The 19,052-nt window shown below is 48.9% G+C and carries 14 protein-coding genes; 5 read left to right on the top strand and 9 right to left on the bottom strand.

From position 1 onward, the window contains the following. The 5 genes from GX135_05920 to GX135_05940 form a co-directional block, all read right to left on the bottom strand. Positions 1 to 155, bottom strand: a 155-nt coding sequence (locus GX135_05920) for a 6-carboxytetrahydropterin synthase (protein NLN85622.1), incomplete at its 3' end; no start/stop codon positions are given. Positions 156 to 343: 188 nt separating this feature from the next. Beyond that, positions 344 to 778, bottom strand: coding sequence for an SsrA-binding protein SmpB (gene smpB, locus GX135_05925; protein NLN85623.1), 435 nt, complete (start codon positions 776 to 778; stop codon positions 344 to 346). 2 nt (positions 779 to 780) lie between these two features. Further along, the gene (locus tag GX135_05930) at positions 781 to 2,112 is read right to left on the bottom strand and encodes an amidohydrolase family protein (GenBank protein ID NLN85624.1); all 1,332 of its coding nucleotides are present in this window, start codon (positions 2,110 to 2,112) and stop codon (positions 781 to 783) included. Next, positions 2,109 to 3,143, bottom strand: coding sequence for an S-methyl-5-thioribose-1-phosphate isomerase (gene mtnA / locus GX135_05935; GenBank protein ID NLN85625.1), 1,035 nt, complete (start codon positions 3,141 to 3,143; stop codon positions 2,109 to 2,111). The genes GX135_05930 and mtnA overlap by 4 nt, the downstream gene beginning before the upstream one ends. Further along, entirely contained in the window at positions 3,133 to 4,941 is a 1,809-nt protein-coding gene (locus GX135_05940; protein ID NLN85626.1) for a YfhO family protein, read from the bottom strand. Before GX135_05940 ends, mtnA begins: the two co-directional genes overlap by 11 nt. Positions 4,942 to 5,883: 942 nt before the next feature. Between GX135_05940 and GX135_05945 the strand changes: the two genes are divergently transcribed. Together GX135_05945 and GX135_05950 are read left to right on the top strand one after the other, a co-directional pair. Further along, positions 5,884 to 6,288 (top strand): acyl-CoA thioesterase, encoded by a 405-nt coding sequence (locus GX135_05945; GenBank protein NLN85627.1) that lies wholly within the window; start codon positions 5,884 to 5,886, stop codon positions 6,286 to 6,288. Between the two features lie 272 nt (positions 6,289 to 6,560). Then, positions 6,561 to 8,861, top strand: a complete 2,301-nt coding sequence (locus GX135_05950) for a T9SS type A sorting domain-containing protein (GenBank protein NLN85628.1) — start codon at positions 6,561 to 6,563, stop codon at positions 8,859 to 8,861. Between the two features lie 4 nt (positions 8,862 to 8,865). Here the strand turns inward: GX135_05950 and GX135_05955 are convergent, their stop codons facing one another. The 4 genes from GX135_05955 to GX135_05970 all read right to left on the bottom strand — a co-directional run bounded on the left by GX135_05955 (position 8,866) and on the right by GX135_05970 (position 15,060). Next, entirely contained in the window at positions 8,866 to 10,857 is a 1,992-nt protein-coding gene (locus GX135_05955; protein NLN85629.1) for an SUMF1/EgtB/PvdO family nonheme iron enzyme, read from the bottom strand. Beyond that, the gene (locus tag GX135_05960; GenBank protein ID NLN85630.1) at positions 10,857 to 13,976 is read right to left on the bottom strand and encodes an isoleucine--tRNA ligase; all 3,120 of its coding nucleotides are present in this window, start codon (positions 13,974 to 13,976) and stop codon (positions 10,857 to 10,859) included. Before GX135_05960 ends, GX135_05955 begins: the two co-directional genes overlap by 1 nt. An 87-nt stretch (positions 13,977 to 14,063) precedes the next feature. Beyond that, a complete protein-coding gene (locus GX135_05965) occupies positions 14,064 to 14,429 on the bottom strand; it encodes a hypothetical protein (protein ID NLN85631.1) in 366 nt (121 codons plus the stop codon). Positions 14,430 to 14,559: 130 nt separating this feature from the next. Beyond that, on the bottom strand, positions 14,560 to 15,060 hold the full coding sequence (locus GX135_05970) for a hypothetical protein (protein NLN85632.1): 501 nt from the start codon (positions 15,058 to 15,060) through the stop codon (positions 14,560 to 14,562). 231 nt (positions 15,061 to 15,291) lie between these two features. Here GX135_05970 and GX135_05975 point away from each other — a divergent pair, with 231 nt between their 5' ends. The 3 genes from GX135_05975 to GX135_05985 all read left to right on the top strand — a co-directional run. Continuing rightward, the gene (locus GX135_05975) at positions 15,292 to 16,416 is read left to right on the top strand and encodes a hypothetical protein (GenBank protein NLN85633.1); all 1,125 of its coding nucleotides are present in this window, start codon (positions 15,292 to 15,294) and stop codon (positions 16,414 to 16,416) included. 141 nt (positions 16,417 to 16,557) lie between these two features. Further along, the gene (locus GX135_05980; protein NLN85634.1) at positions 16,558 to 17,358 is read left to right on the top strand and encodes a hypothetical protein; all 801 of its coding nucleotides are present in this window, start codon (positions 16,558 to 16,560) and stop codon (positions 17,356 to 17,358) included. Between the two features lie 81 nt (positions 17,359 to 17,439). Continuing rightward, positions 17,440 to 19,052, top strand: a 1,613-nt coding sequence (locus tag GX135_05985) for a hypothetical protein (protein NLN85635.1), incomplete at its 3' end; no start/stop codon positions are given.

Below are 19,052 nucleotides of genomic sequence, written 5' to 3' on the forward strand. Positions count from 1 at the left end.
CCAAAATCCATCGCCATGCCAATGTCATCGAGTTTTTTGGATGTAAGTGCCACCCGCACAGTCCAGTTATGGCCATGCAGGTTGCTGCAGGCACCTTCGTATCCGCAGAGACGATGGGCGGCGCTGAAGGAATCGGTTACGCTAAGTTTATACATTTTAAAACCTTTATGATTTTGGAAGAGAAGCCGCGAGTTAACCTGAGAGCCTCCCTGTCCGTTTTTTGATTTTACCATATTGAATATGATTTGCTTCTGGTACCAAGATTTTGAAGGTGGTGTTTATGGCAACTGAAATCTTGAGCGAGAAGCCCGGAACCTCAAAAGGGAGAGATAGATACGTATATTTAGCGGTCTTCACGTTCGCGATCCCGTTCCATGTCTTTTTTGTGCAGGGCATCGCGTTTGTCGTAGGTTTTTTTGCCCTTCGCCAGGGCGATGGTCACTTTGCAGAGGCCTTTTTCATTGATAAAGATTTCCAAGGGCACGATGGTCATACCCTGTTCCTCGGTTTTCACACGCAGGCGGCGAATCTCGAATTTGTGCAACAGCAGTTTCCGCTTGCGGGTGGGATCGGGAATGAAGTGGGAGGATTTTTCAAAGGGAGAAATATGGAGGTTGAGCAGCCAGCATTCCCCATCAAAAATTCGGGCGTAACTATCTTTGAAATTAACCTTTCCGGCGCGGATAGATTTGATTTCGCTGCCTTCGAGGGCAATTCCAGCTTCAAATTTCTGGATTACAAAATAGTCGTGCAGAGCACGGCGGTTTTTTATCAACATTGTTAGCTCAATTCCTTGAGGATGTGGGACTTCCAGTCTTGGGCGGCAGCGATGATATCGTCTTCATTCACTCTGGTGAGAGCTTGATTTTCCAAAACCACTTCGCCGTTTATCACCACATCCCGCACGTGCTTTGAACCGAGGCTGTAAATCACGTGGGAATATGGATTATAAACGGGTTGGCACTCCAAAGCGTTCAAATCCAGCACGCAGATATCGGCGTCTTTTCCAATTTCCAGCGAGCCTCTTTTTGCCGCGATTCCAAGAGCTTGGGCTCCACCCAGGGTGGCGATTTTCAGGGTTTTCGCGGCGGGAAGAAAGGCTGGATCAGCGTTTATGGCTTTGTGGAGCTTTGCGGTGAGATCCATTTCCGCCAGAAGATCAAGATTGTTGTTGCTGGCCACACCATCGGTGGCAAAACTGAGGTTCACACCCTGTTTGAGATATTCCGCCAGAGGCAGGATGCCGGAGGCCAGCTTCAGGTTTGAATCGCTGCAAATGGCAATGGAAGCAGGGTTTTGGGCCATGAGGGCAATCTCTTCAGGATTGGTCCAAACGCCATGCGCGTACAGCGCTGGCAGAGGAAGAATACCCACTTTTTGCAGGTAGAAAACGGGTCTGAGACCGTGTTCTTGGATGCAGTCTTCCACTTCTTTTTGGGTTTCGGAAAGATGCATGTGGAGCAGGATGCCATGTTTTTCGGCTATCTCCGCGCATTTTTCCAGGTTTTTTTCGCTGCAACCGTAAATGGAGTGTGGAGCCAGGTTAAAATCCAGAAGCGGGTCATCCGCGAAGCGCTGGCGCAGCTCCAGAACCTTGTTTCCCAAGCTGGCACGAACTTCTTCAGAATTGCCGCGCACATCCAAAACCGCTTCCCCTATGATGGCACGCAATCCCGCTTGGGAACAGGCTTCTGCGATTGCGGGCATATCAAAATACATATCGTGAATTTGGGTGATGCCGTTTTTTATCATCTCGGAAGCGCCGTGCAGAGCGGCTTGGCTGATGAATTTACGGTTTAAAAGTTTGGCTTCCAGCGGCCAAATGTAGTCGTTGAGCCAGGTTTGCAGGGGAAGATCGTCTGCCAAACCGCGAAAATAGGTCATGGGCAAATGGGTGTGAGTGTTGATTAAACCTGGCATCACGATGCAGCCATCGGTATTTAAAACCTTGTCGGCATGGTAGTTGGCGTTTTCTGGGCAGCAAATATCGATGATGCGTCCATCCTCGATGGCAATGACCTGGTTTTCCAAAATCCGCATCTGCGGATCCATGGTCAAGACGGTTCCGCCTCTCAGGATGAGGTCTATCTCTTTGCGCGGCAAGGAGTTCATTCCTGCACCTTCTGCGCCGCTTCCGCGGGAGCGAAAACGCCTTTCGGGGTCACGATGCCCGTAATCAGGCTGGCAGGAGTGATATCGAAGCCGGGATTAAGTACGTCGGAACCTGGGTTTGCGGTGATTTGACCGCCGTAATAGGTAATCTCGCTGGCGTCCCGGAATTCGATGGGAATCCCCGAACCCTGGGCGCAGGAAAAATCAAAGGTGGAAAGTGGCGCGGCAATGTAGAAGGGAATGTTGTGGTGATGGGCCAGGACAGCTTTGTCGTAGGTTCCGATTTTGTTGGCAATGTCGCCATTGAGGCAAACCCTATCCGCGCCAGTGATTACCAGATCAATCTCTTTTTTCCAAAAATAAAAACCGCTGGCGCTGTCTGGGATAATGGCGTGGGGAATGCCTTCCTGCTCCAATTCCCAGGCGGTGATTTTTGAACCCTGATGGCGGGGTCGGGTTTCGCTGACATACACAAAAATGTTGCGACCCTTGCGATGCGCCAAACGCAGCACAGCCAGCGCGGTTCCCCAATCAACAGTTGCCAAAGCACCTGCGTTGCAATGAGTTAGAATACGTGAGCCATCTGGAACAAGATGCAAACCTTGTTCACCAATCAGGCGACAATCCTCTGCGCTTTGTTTGGCAAATTCCTTTGCCGAGAGAAGCGCCACCTGTCTCGCGTGAGTCAGATTCGGAATAAATTTTATGGTTTGTTCATAAACGTGGTTCACGCCAGTTTGCAAATCCACAGCGGTGGGACGGGTTGAAATCAACAGTTCCCTCGCCTTGCGAATCTGACCGCGAAACCCTTGATCTGTGGCATTTTGCGCTGCCAAAGCCATGGCAAAAGCAGCCGCGGCACCAATGGCGGGAGCGCCTCGCACATTCATGTTCCTGATGGCATCCGCCACCTGGAGATGGTCTGTAAACTCCATCAGTGTAAAATCCTGGGGAATCCTGTTCTGATCAATCATGTGCAGGCGTCCGTTTTCCCACCAAACGCTGGTGTATTCTTTGCCGTTAATTATCATCAACTTCTCCAACAGGCTCTGTCGCAATGAGTTCCCTGCGTTTTAAACCAGCATAAACCAGGCCGCCCGCCAAGGCGAACAGACTGACCAAAATCCCAATCAAGCTGAAACGCACCCCGGTTTTATAGGAATCCGGCGCGAAAACCAGTTCCAGTTTGTGTTTTCCTGCGGGAATTTCCACGCCGCGCAGGATGTAGTTCGCTGCATGGATGGGAATTTCCTTGCCGTTCAAACTGGCTTTCCAGCCGGCGGGATAATAGATTTCACTCAAAACCAGGAAGGCGGGTTTATCGGTTTGGACCTCATAGGCCAGGTTGTGCATTTCTGCCAGGGTCTGTTCAACCCTCGCGGAATCAGGCTTTTGCACATTTGGTAAATCGTTTTCCACATAAGCCAAACGCCTGGGATCAAAACTTTCTGAACGCATAAGACCGAGAATGGAATCAGCCGGAGCCACCTTTTGAACCGCGTCCACAAACCAAGCCCGGGGCAGAGCGCTGGTGTTTTCATAGATGGCAACGCCTTCTGAGCCATAATATGCTGGTTTGAGTTTTTTGAAGAACTGGTCGTAAGGTGGATGGTTCACCGTGAAGAGCGAATCATTTGGAAGCGCTTCCGGATGGATGATATATTTGGTGGAAAGCATGTCCAGAACAGGAGTTGGCACATCACGGGGCATGCTGGTGGCGCCCCCATACATTCCCATCATCAGACGCGCCCATTCACCAGGTTTTTGGGTGACAGGATCGCCTTCAATCAGCTTGAGCAGGTCATCGTAACGTTTCAATTTGGCAGCAGAATAGCCGGAAATCGTCTGGTGATGATAAGCCCACACACCAGCGGGTTGAGAGAGCCGAGAGTTTGAGAACACGCTTTGACCAATCGGATAAATGCGGAAATTAGCGCCATCCTCCAGCAAGAAATCATCATAATCCTGCTTGGCAAATTGATTCTGATATTCCTGGCGTGCCTGCAGGTTTTCCTTTTTGAGGATTTTGCCCGTGTAAACCCAAAGATCGACGAAGGTGAAAAGCGTTAAAAGCACCACGAACAAGGTTTTAGGCAGCTTTTTGACGCTTGCCAGCCATGCGGCGCCGATGCCCAGAGCCAGCAGCAGCAGGCTGATATTCCCGCTTTTATACAGCAAATCCAGTCGCTCGGCTTTGATGTGTCCCGGTATTTCTGTAAGTCCTTGCTGAGCAATCTGTTGCACTTCCGTCGCGCTGGTAAAACTCATTCCACCGAAGAGGGGTTTTGCCAAAACAAGCCACAGGAAGAAGATAACGCCGCAAACCGCGAAAGCTTTCATCAATCCCGCGCTCCAGGCTTTTTGCCGTTTTTCGTCCACACTGAGAATGGTGTCCACGCCCAAAGCCGCCAAAACAACCGCGTTTAGCTGTACCATAATCAAAATCATGGAAGGCACACGGAATTTGTTGAAATAGGGCAGATATTTCATGAAAAGGTTTGAAAGATGGGGAGTTGCGCTGCCGAAGGACATGATGAGAAAAATCAGGGAAGTGATGCCCAGAAAGATGGAAAAGCGGCGGTGTTTTTTGCCAATCATGGCGATAATGCCGAAAGCTAACACAATGAGTCCGAAATAGTTATAGACCTGTGTGAAGGGCATGTAACCCCAATAGTTGGGGCTGATGCCGCCATAAAAATCAGGTATGAAAAAAGTGATGATTTCCTTGGGATGGAAGCTCCAACCCTGGGCATAGCTGGTTTCCAATCCGCCCGGACCGCCGCGCATGGTGTGGTGACTGTATTCCATGGTGCTGAGGTAGGGGTTCATCACCGCCAAAGCAGTCAAACCAAAAGCCAAAACGGTCAGCAAAGTGAATATCCAAAAGCGTTTATGATCTTTTTTCTTGAAGTTTTCCACGAGCTGCCAAACCCAATACATACCCATGAAAAGATAGAGGTAATAGCTGACCTGGGGGTGGTTTTCACGCAATTGCATGATGAGGGTGGTTGCCAAAAAACCCAAACCCAGAATATCCGGTTTTTCCCGCAGGCGCAAATATGCCCAAATCACCCAAGGTAAATACATAATGGCGCGGAACTTGGTGTTATGTCCGATTTCCACCAAACCCAGCCAATGGCAGGAAAACATGAATGCCACGGCGCCAAAGAAGCTGGTCCAGACGTCCATTTTGAGGAATCTGAGCAGTAAAAACACCCCCAAAGTGCCGATGAAAAGCAGGAAGATACGCCAGTTGATGAGTTTGTCCGTCAAGCGCGATAGGTTTTCCAAAAAAGGCCAGCGGTTCGGGAAGGAAATCATGTAGGAAGGCATTCCGCTGAACATACTTTGGGTCCATAAAGCCTTGTCGGAGTGCGCCTTATTATAATTTATAATCTCATTCGCGGCGCCCTGCCACTGCGAAATATCCGAGGCGGGGGGCGTATAGCCTTGGAAAGCCACTGGAAAATAGAGCAGGCTCACCAAAACCAATAAAAAACCCATCAAAACCCAGGGCAGCCAAGGGTTTTGACCAAGGTTTTCCAACCAGTTTGGCTGATGTGCCATCGTGGGGGCAGATTTTGGGGCTTTGGAGCGAGGTCCCCTGCTGGTTTTAACAGCCTGGCGGCTTTTATCCTTAATTTTGGGGTTGACATTTTTCTTGGACATTTTATCCTCAATTCAAAAGATTTATATAAGCATCAGAATTGCGCCGCGTTTATCGGTCAAGCACAAAATGAAATCGCCGACGCTAAAAAGAGGAGTATAACAATGGTTTTTGAATTTCGTAAAAGGATATATGGCTATGAGTGTGACGTGTATGGCCACCTGAATAATGCCATCTATTTGCAGCTTTTGGAAGCGGCGCGCTCCGAGGCCATGATTGAGATGGATATGTCTATATCACGCATGCGGGAACTGGGTTTACAGATATTCATCCGCAGTTTTACCCTGGATTATTTGAAGGCGGTGGCACATGAAGACCTCATCACCATCAAAAGCTGGTTCGACCAGATTAACCGCGTGAAAGGAAACTGGACCCAGCAGATTTATAACGAGCAGGGGGAACTCTGTTTTGAAGCCAGGATGGTTGGTGTTTTTGCCTGTGAAGGGCGCGCCAAACGCTTGCCTCAGGATGTTTTCGAACATTTTGGGAAATATCTTGAAAAGGTCTGAGCATTGTTCATTTAATTTTTAGCTAAACCCCAACTCTTTGTCTGGCTTATGTTTATCCTTTGAAACATAAGGAAGACATAAGGCGGCAAGCAAGAGCCATCAGCTAAAATGCTGTGAAATCATCAAATAAGAGAGCGGGAAAAACGAGAATAATCGGCTCTGAAAGCTGGACAATCAGCCAGTCCCACCTATTTACGCGGATGGATGGCAAATCTGAACTGGAATGAAAATTGCGTATTTGGCAATCGACACACTACGTGCGTGAGGAAAACATGAAGAAATATTTGATTGCCGCCCTAATCGTTTTTTGCGCGGCGTTATCGGCTTGGGGCGACACATTGCCAAGCTGTTATTATACTTACGACCAAATTTCACAAATGCTGTTGGATTATGAAAACCAGCACCCGGATATTGCAAAACGCGTCCAGATTGGAGTTACCCAGCAAGACCAAATGCCCATCTATGCCATGCGTATTTCAGACAACGTGACCCAGGATGAGGAAGAACCCGCCCTGCTTTTTGTGGGGCAGGTGCACGCGGAAGAGGTTTTGGGAGTGCAGATAACCATGGACAACATAGAGAAAATCCTGACCAACAGGAACCAGATTCCCTACATGCAGTGGATCAACTTTTTGGATATGTGGTTTGTGCCCACCTTGAATCCTGAAGGACACAACGTGGTGACCGCCGGTTTGGATCTTTCATACCGTAAAAACAAGCGGGACAACAATAACAATGGCATTTTTGACTATAGTCCCCTGGTTGGCTACGACATCGACGGCGTGGATATAAACAGAAATTTTGATTTTAACTGGGTGCATGGAGACACTCTGATGCAGCCAGGCGGGCTGGAGGTTTGGGATTATTACCGCGGCCCGGCGCCGATGAGCGAAAGCGAAGTTCAAGCCATTAAAAACCTCGCCGATCGTTATAAATTTATCTATTCCATCTGCTGGCATTCCTCACGCACCGGCAATTTTAGCGAAAAATGCTATTATTCATTCAATTGGAAAGAAATCCGTCCCTCTCCCGACATGGCTTTCTTTGCCTCGGTCTGCTCATCTGTGGCGGCAAAAATTTCAAACGAAGCGGGAACCGGAACCTATGAATCCCTGCCAAACCTCAGCCGCAAGGGCGCTTTTCACGATTGGATGTATAAGCAATATGGAACCCTGCAGATTTTGATTGAATGTGGAACCAGCAATCTTCAGCCGCCTGAGCCTCTGATGCTGGACACTGTGGCTCGCTGTCGCAACGCGGTTTATTGGTTTTTGAACCGCGCTTTGCCATATTCCTCGGATGTGAGTTCATCCTCCATGCTAACCGGAAATATCCGCGACGCAATCACAAACGAGGCTTTGGAAGCCGAAATAATCGTGGAGGCGCATCACGCGCCGTGGTTCGTGCCCCGCACCTCAAACCCTGATACAGGAAGGTTTTACAAAGCTTTGCCCAGCGGAAGCTATGATCTCACTTTTCGTAAAAAGGGCTATTGGGACAAGCGCATTAATGGCCAGGTGATAAATAACGGCGCCATGACCCAGATTCAGGTGCGGATGGAACCCCGCGCAAGTGCCACCCTGAGCGGAAGAGTGCATAGCGGCGGTGCTGATATTCCTGCCCAGATTATAATCGGGGACATTTATAAAGACACGCTTTCGACAAACGGAGTCTTTGTGTATGAAGGTTTTGAAGGTGAATATCCCGTCACGGTTCTGGCCGATGGATATTACCCCTGGCAGGGCACTTTGGAGCTGAATCCCGGACAAAATTGGCTCGTTTTGGATTTGAGCCCAGCCACCCAGATTTTTACGGAAGATTGGGATTCCGGCCTACATGACTGGGAAATCAACGGTCCCTGGGTTTTGCAGGACGAGCTTTCTGTTTCCGGTTCTGCCATCACCGACAGTTGGGGCGGAAAAGGCCTCTACGCGATGAATTGCGATGTGTGGATCTCGCCATCCAACCCGTTGCAAATCCCGGCTCAGGGTTCCTGCGTTCTGATGTTCGATTCACACTTGCACACGGAGTGGGATCACGATTGGGCTCGCGTGGAAACTTCTTTGGATGGGCAAAACTGGACTTCTCGTTGGAGTCGCAGCGGGAAGCATGATGAATTCCGCCGCGAGATTGCGCCCATGGACGATCTGGCTGGTGAGAGCGTCTTTCTGAGATTCCGCCTTACCGACCAAAGCAGCGATGTTGAGCTGACCGACCCAGGCTGGACCATCGACAATATTGCCCTCATCACAGGCATGTCCACAGCCACGCAGGACGAATATCTGCCCGGTCACCCCAAAGCGGCGCTCCACCAAAATTACCCCAATCCCTTCAACCCTCAAACCACTATCCAATATACAATTACCGAGCCGGCGGATATCAGGTTAACGGTATATAATCTCAAGGGACAGTTGGTTCAGGAATTGGTGAGAGGAACTATGCCCACAGGGAAACACAGCGTTGTTTGGAACGGTCTTGACCAGGGTGGAAAACCCGTGGGAAGCGGAATTTACCTATATCGACTGCAAAGTGGAGACTATTGCAAAACCCTGAAAATGATTTTGGCCAAATGAGCCTTTAGTGGCTCCTCACAACCCTGAAGCCCACAAATTGATAGCCTCTGCCGGGATTTCCGGGCATGCGATAGAGGATTTTCAGGTTTGTGCCGATTCCGTTGTCCACGCTGCCGCCGCGGATAACTTTGTTGCCTCCGCTGGAAGGTCCCCTGGGATTTGTGAATTCCGAAAGCTGGGCGGGATATTTGGCATCATACCAATCCCAAACCCATTCGGCAACGTTTCCGCTCATGTCATAAATGCCGTAGGCGTTGGGTTTTTTCTCGCCTCCCCGGCGATAGCGGCGTCCGCTGTTGTCCCTGTGCCAAACATATTCATCGGGGTCATCTGATCCGCTGTAATCAAATAGTGTTCCAGCTTTTGCCGCCATTTCCCATTCCGCTTCAGTGGGCAATCTGTAGCCATTTTTCGAAAAATCACAGGTGACGGAAGCGGCAATTTTATAAACCGGATCCAGCCCTTCAGCTTCGCTGCGAGCGTTGCAATAGCGGATAATATCCATCCAACTGACGTTTTCCACGGGCAGATTTTTGGAAACGTAAAACAAACTGGCGGGCATCATATATTTTTCCCATTCGGCTTGGGTGACCTCATATTTGCTTATCCAAAAACCACTTACAAATACGTTGTGGTTTGGATTGTCTTTTAGACGACCAAAACCAAAGGTGCCGTCCGGGACGCGGACAAATTTGCTCCTATCAGGTGATGGGCTGGTTTTTACGGTGCTGCTTTGCTGGCTGCGCTTTCTGGGTTGGACGGTTTGAGGATCTCTTTTACGAGGATCGTCCCGGAGTGTGGATTGGCCAAATTCATTGGCGCGAGTGGGTTTCTCCGAGCGTCCTGGCAGATCTTCATCCAAGGGAACAGAATTCAGGCTATCCGGTTGTCCACTAAATAATGAGGCGATATTTTCTGCCAAGCCACCAGGTTTGAGGATGGCGGGCATGCCCCAGATGAAGAAGGCTGCGATGCCAGCCACAATCAGCCCAATGGCCAGCCAAAACGTCCACTCCATGTGTTTTTTGGGTGGGGGAAGAGGACTGTCCTGAAGGTCCTGCAGAGTTTGTGAGCTGACATGAGGGGCAAAAACCTCACATTTATCCGTGGACGGCAGGCTTTTCAATCCCTTCAACAAAAGTTCCAGGGAGGTATGTCTTTGCAGGATGTTGCGGTGCAGGCAATCCGCCAGAATCTTATTGAGCGCGACCGTCACTCCGGGAATATGAACAAATTTATGAACACGAAGGTTGTCCGCGCTGTAAAGCGATTTATACAGAACGTTTCCGGAGAGGAGCTGAGCCAGAATGACGCCGATATTGAAGACTTCCTCACGCTCATCCACTTCTTCATATTTGATTCCGGATGTGAGAATGGTGATGTTTTTTTCGTCTTCTGAAAGCATGATCCCGCTGGGGGTAAGTTCGTGCATAGTGAGGCCCTGCTTCCTGACCGCAATGGCTGTTTCGGTCAGTTGGATGGCCACTTTGCGCACAAATTCCTCGTTCAGGCGCTCCGGTTCGTTTTCCTTAATCCGGGACAGGGAATCGCCGTCCACAAATTCCGCCGCCATAAAAACGGGGTCATGAGTTTCGTTCACTTCCGCCACTTTGGCGGTGTGAGCGGATTCCAGCGTGCCCAAGCGTTTCAGCCTATTTTGCAGGGTGATGATGGATTCCAGATCGGAATATTTATATTTGAAAAAGAGCTTCAGAATATACTGTTTTCCGTCTTTTTCGACAATATACTTGATGCCTTCAGGATCTTTGTTTAAAAGGCGGACGACACGGTAGCCGCAGCAATCTTCCCCCGGGCTCATCAGCTTGAAAGCTGTGTCCGTGATTTGGTCTCCCGCATATTTTGGGGATGGCCGCGGTTTTTTGACCGGTTCTTCCGGGGTCTCGGCTTTTTCCACGTCATTCCAGCGGGTCCCGCAATGAACGCAAAATTTTGCGTTTTCGGGAATCTTTTTGCCGCAACTGCCGCAAAATCTCATTAAGCAAGCCTCTCTATTTTGAGGAAAACCTCTTTTCCGTTGATATCGACGGGCTGAACGCCTTGAATGTCAGGGTTTTCAAGCAATTCGTCGCAGAGAGTTTCGGATTTTATAAAATCTCCGTGTTCAGCCAAAGCGGCGGCGATATCGGCATCGCCTTTCCAACTCACGCGGATGCGGTCCATAATTTCAAAGCCCTGTTCCTTGCGGCTGAACTGGATTTTGTTCACCAGTTCGCGAGCCAGACCTTCGCGAAGCAGTTCCGGGCTGAGGGTGGTGTCCAGTGCCACAAACGTATCTTTAAGGCTTTCAAACACAAAGCCTTCACGAGGCTGGATGTGGACTGCCACGTCTTCCGGAACCAGATCCAAACCCAGAGGCTCGAGCCTGTAGCTGCCTGTGGCATTGAAAGCTGACAGCACTTCCTGTCCTTTCAATTTTGCCAGTTCGGCGGCGATTGCCTTCATCTGGCTGCCATATTTTGGCCCCATCACCTTGAATTGCGGCTTCAATTCATAATGAACAAAGTCATCATCCTCAGCCACATACACAATCTCATGGATGTTCACTTCCTCCTGCAACAGCCCCGCCATCCTCTGTACAGTGGCTTTGTGTTTGGCGGGCACATACATCTTTTGAAGCGGCTGGCGAACCTTGATCTGGCAAGCGTTTCGTGCCGCGCGTCCCAGATAGACGAGATCGATGATCACGCGCATTTCCTCTTCCAATTTTTGGTCGATGAAAGCGGGGTCGGCTTCGGGATAATCCGCCAAATGCACACTTTCGCCAGCGCCCAGGCTCAGGAAAAGTTCTTCAGCCAGATGTGGCACGAAGGGCGCAATCAACTTGGCAACAGTTTCAAGCACTTGATAAAGAGTGCGATAGGCATCAATTTTGTCTTCGGTGAGTTCCATCGCCCAAAAACGTCTGCGGCTGCGGCGCACATACCAGTTTGAAAGTTCGTCTATCACAAAATCCTGGATGGCACGCACAACTCGGGTCAACTCATATTCCTCCATCCAAGCCCGAACCTGCGCGGTCAGGCTTTGCAGGCGGCTCACAATCCAACGATCGATTTCGGCGCTGCGCGTCCAATCACGGGGATATTTTGAAATATCGAAACCATCGATATTTGCGTAGATTGCGAAGAAGGAATAGGTGTTTTTCAGGGTGCCGATGAATTTTCCAATCACCTCACGCACGCCATCGACATCAAAACGGGTCGGAACCCAGGGTGGGCTTACTTCCACCATATACCATCTGATGGCGTCGGCGCCAAAATCATGCATCAATTCGATGGGATCAACCGTGTTACCCTTGGATTTGCTCATTTTTTGCCCGGTTTTATCCAGGATTAAATCGTTCACCAGACAGCTTTTATAGCTGGAAACGCCCTTGTAGAGCGTGGAGATGGTCAGCATGGAATAGAACCAGCCGCGGGTTTGGTCGATGGCTTCGCAGATGAAATCCGCGGGGAAAAGTTCGGATTCGAAACACTCTTTGTTTTCAAAAGGATAGTGCCACTGCGCGAAGGGCATGGCGCCACTGTCGAACCAACAGTCAATCACCTCCGGGGTGCGGTTCATGCTGCCGCCACATTTTGCGCAGGGCAAACTCACATCATCTATATAAGGTCTATGTAATTCAATATCTTCAGGAACCGTTGAGCCATCCGCCAGGCGCCCTTTTTCACGCAATTCGGAAATCGAGCCCACGGAGGTTTTATCGCCGCAATCCCCACAAACCCATATATTTAGAGGTGTGCCCCAGAAACGATCGCGGGAAAGAGCCCAGTCCACGTTGTTTTCCAGCCATTCGCCAAAGCGCTTTTCACCCACAAAAGGCGGATACCAATTGATTTGGCGGTTGTTTTCAAGGAGCTTTTCCTTGAACTTTGTGGTGCGAATATACCAGCTTTCGCGGGCATAATAGATGAGAGGATTTTCGCAGCGCCAGCAATGGGGATAGCTGTGTTTCATCTGTTCGCGGCGGTAGAGCTTGCCCTCATCACGCAGGCTGCGGATGATGTCTTTATCCGCGTGTTTCACAAAAACCCCCGCCCAGGGCGTCACTTCGGGGAGAAATTTTCCTTCGGCATCCACAGGCTGGATGAAAGGCAGATCATATTTCATGCCCAGGCTATAGTCGTCCTGGCCAAATGCCGGCGCGGTGTGAACAATACCGGTGCCGTCGTCCATGCTTACGTAATCCGCCAAACCGATAATCCAAGCGGGTTTATCCACTTTTATAAAATTGAAAAGAGGTTCATAGCGACGTTTTTCCAAATCGCGTCCGGTAAATTCTGCCAAAATCTCTGCTTCACCATCCAAAACCTCAAGCCGCGCTTTGGCGAGTATTAAATTCTCATCCTGATGCCGCACTTTCACGTAAGTTTCGTCCGGATGAACCGCCAGCGCAACGTTCGAAATCAGGGTCCAGGGTGTGGTGGTCCAAGCCAGATACCAGGTATCTTCTTCGTCCAGAGCTTTGAATTTTACGAATACGGAGGGGTCTTCCACATCGCGGTAGCCCTGAGCCACTTCGTGCGATGAAAGCGGCGTGCCGCAACTGGGGCAATAGGGCACAATTTTGTGGGCTTTATAAATCAGATCGCGGCGGAAAAAATCGTTCAAAATATGCCACACGGATTCGATGTAATCGTTTGTGAGGGTTACGTATGGATCGTCCAAATCAATCCAGTAGCCCATCAATTCGGTCATTTCGCGCCATTGATCCAAATAGCTCCAAACCGATTCCTTGCAGGCCAAACAAAACTTTTCTATACCATACTCTTCGATGGCTTTTTTGTCTTCCAGCCCAAGCTGTTTTTCCACCTCAATCTCGACCGGCAAGCCGTGGGTGTCCCATCCCGCCTTGCGTTTAACCTGGTGTCCTGTCATGGTTTTATAGCGGCAAACCAAATCCTTCAAGGTGCGGGAAATAACGTGGTGGATGCCCGGTCTGCCGTTCGCGGTGGGCGGGCCTTCATAAAAAATAAAACGCGGAGCGCCCTCACGAAAATCGATGCTTTTTTGGGCCAATTCCCGCTCTTTCCAATAGGCGCGAATGCGCTCTTCCAGATGCCTGGGGCTCTCTTTAAGATCAATATTTTTAAACATTTATACTATTTTCTGCCTGTCTTGTTTTCGCGCTCCTGTGGCGCGGTTTATATTTTTTAAAGAACTTTAATTTACGCTTGGATTTGCTTAACCAATCTTTTTTGTGTGACTCGAGCGTCGCTGTCCAGGTATAAACTTCTGCTGCGCTTGCGGTTGCTCTTTCACGTGTTCGTAGGCCTTGGGCATCACGGAGCCTTCTTCTTCATCCAACTCCTGTTTTTCCTCGAATAGGTCGCTGAAATGTTCTTTCAGGTCTTCGTGTTCGGAAACGTATTGTTTCCAATCTTCCATGGCGGCATCCATGTCCACACAGCGGGTGCAAAGTACCAGCAGATTTTGGTCTGTGGTGCCAATCCAGCCGCGGTCATAACAGGTGTCGCAGCTTTTTTTCTGGCGATGCTTGCGGGCGATTTCCTGGGCCGCTTCCAGATGCTTTTCCTCAAGCTTGAACATGATTTCTCCTTTCCCCGGCAACGGGTTTTTCAAGGTAAAAACCTATTTTCGGGGCATTTTTTCACCGTTTAAACCATCTTTTTCACCGGCGCGTTTCTGAAAAGGATTATTTTCGCATTGTCAGTTCGGATTATTTTTTGCGACGGGGTTTGGTTTCGGTGGATGTTGATTTAGCCTTGCTTTTGGGCTCTTCTTCCACGGGTTTTTCGGCTTCGTCGTTGCCAAATTGCATGGGTTCTGTCACCATGGATCTTTTCATGGTGACTCTCACTATCGGCTCCAGCCGGTGACTCACGATAAAAAGGTTCTTGTTTCGCGCGAGTGCCAGCTTTTCTTCGGGCGTCATCGCCTCGATTTCCTTGAGGTTCACAATCTTATCGATTATGCCGGTTTCCATGTCCACAATCTGGACAAAGGTTTGCTTTTCAGCCATGAAGCTTACCTCCATTATGTATTTTTTGGGAAATTTGTTGCAAATATCGGTGACAAAATCCAAATACACGTCCCTGTTCTGGTGATACCAGATGCGGAAGGAACGGCACTTCGCCACACGGTGGCAAACCGCGCACAATGGCGGTGCCACTTGGCGGTGACGCTTTATTTCACAGGCGTATAGTCTGGATTTTTTCATAGCTATCCTTTTCTTTGGAAAGCGGTTGTCTGTCAAGAACAATCAGCCGTGGCCCCTGCGTTTCTCAGGATTATCTCATTATGTTCGCTTGCCACTTTGAGGATGATCTTCCGTTGATATTTGAATGATATTGAGCCAGAGGCAAGTGTGGAGCTTTTCGGAAATTTGAGGTTGACAAAATCCACAATGACTATTTCCTGTAAAAAAGCCACATTTGGCTGTGAGGCATCAATGAAACAGACGATTGAAGACATTCGCGGTTTGCTGAAAAGCGGCGCGTTCACAGACGAACAACACGTCCGATTTTCCCTGGTGGGCAGGCTTTGTCAAGCTTTGGGTTGGAACATCTGGAATCCCGCCGAATTTTACACAGAGTTCCAGGTGAAAAAACTCCCACTGAAAGACCTCAGCAAAGACGTCAGAGGCTGGGTGGATGTGGCATTGTTCATTCCGCAAGCCACACCGGAAGGCGCGGAGGTGTTCATCGAAGTGAAAACCCCCGGCAAGCTGGATTCAGACCTTGCCGCGGGCGAAATGCAACTGCATCTTTACAACGCCTACCACAAATCCGCCATCAGTGTTCTCACCGATGGCATTCAGTGGCGTTTTTATCTGCCTTCCGCAGGCGGGGAATTTGAAGACAAGCTCTTCAACCACATCGATATTTTGAAAGACGACCCCGACGATATTGCTCAAACATTTCTGGCCATCCTGCATCGTGACAATTTTCGCCCCAAAGCGCTGCAAACAGCAGAGGAAATGCGCCGGGAACTGGCAAAAATAAAGCTGATTAACTGCGTGAAGGAAGAAGCTCTCGCGATGCACGAAAAAACCGATATTCCCCTGTTTTTAATCGCCAAACAGCTTCTTCAGAAGAACCACAAAACGAAGCTGGAACAGGATGAAATCGAAAGACTTTGGAACAAAAAACATTCCGGGATCAGGCCAAAGAAAAAGGGAGACACACCGGAATCCATCCCAATCCAAACGCTGGATGAATCAAGCGTTTATACGGAAGTGTTAAAAGATTACAGATTTTTAAAGCCCCGTTTCATCATTCTGCCTCAACTGGGAAAAATTGAGATTTCAAATTGGAGAGATTTGAAACGTGAGGTTTATAACTGGTTGCTGAAAATAAAACCTGATCTTGTTTTAACAGGAATAAGAAAGTTTTCGAAAGATAAAGGTGATTTTGTGAATCCTATCTCCTTGATTGATGGCTATTTTGGCGAGGGGAATCTTAACGCAACAAATATTGTCAAACACAGCCGCAAAGCCATGGCCGCCGCAGGTTTTGACCCCCTCAAAGATTTGATTATTGGCTATTCCTACACCTCAAAAAGAAGGAAACAGTAATCCATCCGGCTGTGAGAGATATTCGCGTAGCGGTGCTTGTCGAACTGTCAACTTTCGCGGATGCTGTTTTTTTCTTGACAGAAAATGCCCCATGCGCATCTTATTTTAAAAATGATTTTTCATTGATCCGAGGAGCTTAAAATGAAAAAACTTGCCCTGTTTTTTGCCCTGTTTCTGCTGGTGACACTGTTGCCCGCGCGGAATTTGGTTTTGGTGAATTACATCCACAGCGAGTTGGGCGGAAGAGTGATGGAAAAGCTGTTGGAATATGGAGAAAACAACCGCTGGTATCCTCTGGCGGATGCGGAAAAACCTGGCGATATCTGTCTGTTTGTGAAGGAATTTGATCCGCCCCGTGATTTCGATCATAAACTCAGCTTCGTTTCCATCACCTTCACGGTGGTGAAAGAAGCTTTTGGCGACTACACGGAATTCATCCCGCTGGACAGCAGTTCTAGCCGCACCTGGTATGTGGGCACGGAGCTTGTTGTTTTGGACCCCAAAAAAATGGAGCGCACGCTGGATACAATGATTGAACAGGTTGACATGCGGATTGCTCTTTTTTTGTCCATCTACGAAAATTTTGCCTTTGAGGAATATGCCGAAAGCCCCCAGGGAATGCTGGAGGACGCTTTAAAAAACTATTGCCAAAATGTTTTGGACCTTTGGAAAACACCCGCGCGCCAGGGCGGATTGGGGCAAAAAATCACCTCCAAAAGCAAAAAAGACCTGGCTCGTGGCTTGGGATTTGACCCCAATACTGGCAGCACCTTTATCCCTTTTTTGGAATATTACTACAGCATCCGGGAGCTGGGTAGAAACCGTATTGTGATTGAGGCTGACCTCGCTGGGCCTTTTGAGATGGAATCCACTCCGCTTTTGGGCATCATCGATCTGGAAAACGACAGCTTCTTGATTGTGCCAGAAGACTGGGACTATTGATTCCTACAGATTTTGCTTGACCGTGGAGTTGTTCCCAAATTTTAGAACGATAATGATAAATAGGTATCCGGGGAGGATATTATGACCCTTAAAAAATTGGCAATTATAGCGATGGTTGCCTTGTTTGCCCTGCAGGCCTGGGCGCTGAGCTTGGATGATTTTCGTGATATTTACTTTGAAACTGAGGAAGTGGCGGATTTTATCCCCTTCGCCAAAGCCTTCATCGATGAAACCGAGACCTTGGACGACATCGATTATGCCATGTATTATTGGAGGGATTGGGATTCCGATTCCTTTGGTGAATATCTGGATTCCAAACTGGAATCAAGGAACCCAAAATATCGCTATTTGCATGCGATGCAAGATGAAAGCTCATACGTTAACCTGGAGCGGGCGCGCGCTTTGATTGAAAGCCAGCGTGGTTATGTGGGCGGTTACAGGGCGCTTTTCCTCACATATTGCAGGGACTTTGAGGCTCAAACTCTAGAAAATACAGACAGTCCGGATCACTACATGCTGTTGGACGATCTTCCTGCAATGAGTTTTTATGCCAGGAGCTTTCCCCACGATCGCTATTCCAAACTTGCCGGACTTTATTATTACGTCTGGAATGAAGATCAAGAGGCTGCTTTGGCATGGTATCAGCAACTGCTGGAAAATGAAGATCCCGGGTTGGGGGAATTTGATTTGGGTGATCTTTTCGTTCCCAGTCAATACATTACCTTGCGGGAAGCCCAGATGGAAATGTTGCGTGAAAACGACGACGACCCGGAAACCAAATATCATATTGCCGTGATGGCGGGAGATGTGGCAGATTATTATTATGATATTGCCAAAGATTACGAGGGGGTGATCGACCGCTTTGGTGAAAACCCGAAATATTGGGAAAATCTTTACGTTACCTATTGCCTGGCGATGAGTTATATAAATCTGGATCGTGCCAGGGAAGCCGTGCCGCTCCTGCGCGCCGAGGGGGATAAAGAAAACGCCCGTGAATTTCAGGAAGCTTGGCTGGCTTTCGATTCAAATGAGGCTTCGGCAGCCTATCAAAAGGTTCTGGGTTCAAATTCTGGCGATCCGCTCAACGCCATTTTGCTGGCTTATGCCCATTCAGATGACCTGAAAAAACTGGAGGCAGCTCGCGCATTGGTTCGAAAGCAACCCAAGGAAGAAGACGGTTACAGCCTCACTGCGGAGATTTTGCTGACCTATTTCAGCAGCAGCTACATGGACGACCCGCAACGTCCGCAAATGATCAAGGCGCTGAAAGATAACGCCAAAACTCTGCGCAACTACTACCTGCGGTTCCCTGAAAACATTTTGGCAACCGCTGGATATTTTTTGGTGAATGCCGCGCAAAAAGACGATGACAAAGCCTTCAAAGCCTATACTGAACTGGTGGATGCAGGTTATGGCATGATGCTGGGTGATGATATGGCAAAATTTGCTTTGGAACTGGGGCGGCAAGATCTCATGAAACGAGTGAAAGACCATGAATTCCGCAGCTATGAGGATATTGAAGGAATGAGCGAAGCTGAAATTGATGACACTGTGCGAAAAGCCTATAGCGTCGCGCTTTTCGAAAGCAAGATGTATGATGAAGTTTTACTGGAAGTGGAAAAACACCCCCATTGGATGGAGGACGTTAACATCCAATCCATGGTGCTCACCACCCACATCATCAAGGAAAACTA

The organism is Candidatus Cloacimonadota bacterium (genome assembly GCA_012522635.1).
Lineage (GTDB): Bacteria > Cloacimonadota > Cloacimonadia > Cloacimonadales > Cloacimonadaceae > Syntrophosphaera.

Coding starts and splice junctions, on each gene's coding strand:
- GX135_05940 (NLN85626.1), bottom strand. CDS start 4,941: ATGAACCCCTACCTCAGCACCATGGAATACAGTCACCACACCATGCGC.
- GX135_05975 (NLN85633.1), top strand. CDS start 15,292: ATGAAACAGACGATTGAAGACATTCGCGGTTTGCTGAAAAGCGGCGCG.
- GX135_05955 (NLN85629.1), bottom strand. CDS start 10,857: ATGAGATTTTGCGGCAGTTGCGGCAAAAAGATTCCCGAAAACGCAAAA.
- GX135_05980 (NLN85634.1), top strand. CDS start 16,558: ATGAAAAAACTTGCCCTGTTTTTTGCCCTGTTTCTGCTGGTGACACTG.
- mtnA (NLN85625.1), bottom strand. CDS start 3,143: ATGATAATTAACGGCAAAGAATACACCAGCGTTTGGTGGGAAAACGGA.
- GX135_05945 (NLN85627.1), top strand. CDS start 5,884: ATGGTTTTTGAATTTCGTAAAAGGATATATGGCTATGAGTGTGACGTG.
- GX135_05950 (NLN85628.1), top strand. CDS start 6,561: ATGAAGAAATATTTGATTGCCGCCCTAATCGTTTTTTGCGCGGCGTTA.
- GX135_05930 (NLN85624.1), bottom strand. CDS start 2,112: ATGAACTCCTTGCCGCGCAAAGAGATAGACCTCATCCTGAGAGGCGGA.
- GX135_05965 (NLN85631.1), bottom strand. CDS start 14,429: ATGTTCAAGCTTGAGGAAAAGCATCTGGAAGCGGCCCAGGAAATCGCC.
- GX135_05970 (NLN85632.1), bottom strand. CDS start 15,060: ATGAAAAAATCCAGACTATACGCCTGTGAAATAAAGCGTCACCGCCAA.
- smpB (NLN85623.1), bottom strand. CDS start 778: ATGTTGATAAAAAACCGCCGTGCTCTGCACGACTATTTTGTAATCCAG.
- GX135_05960 (NLN85630.1), bottom strand. CDS start 13,976: ATGTTTAAAAATATTGATCTTAAAGAGAGCCCCAGGCATCTGGAAGAG.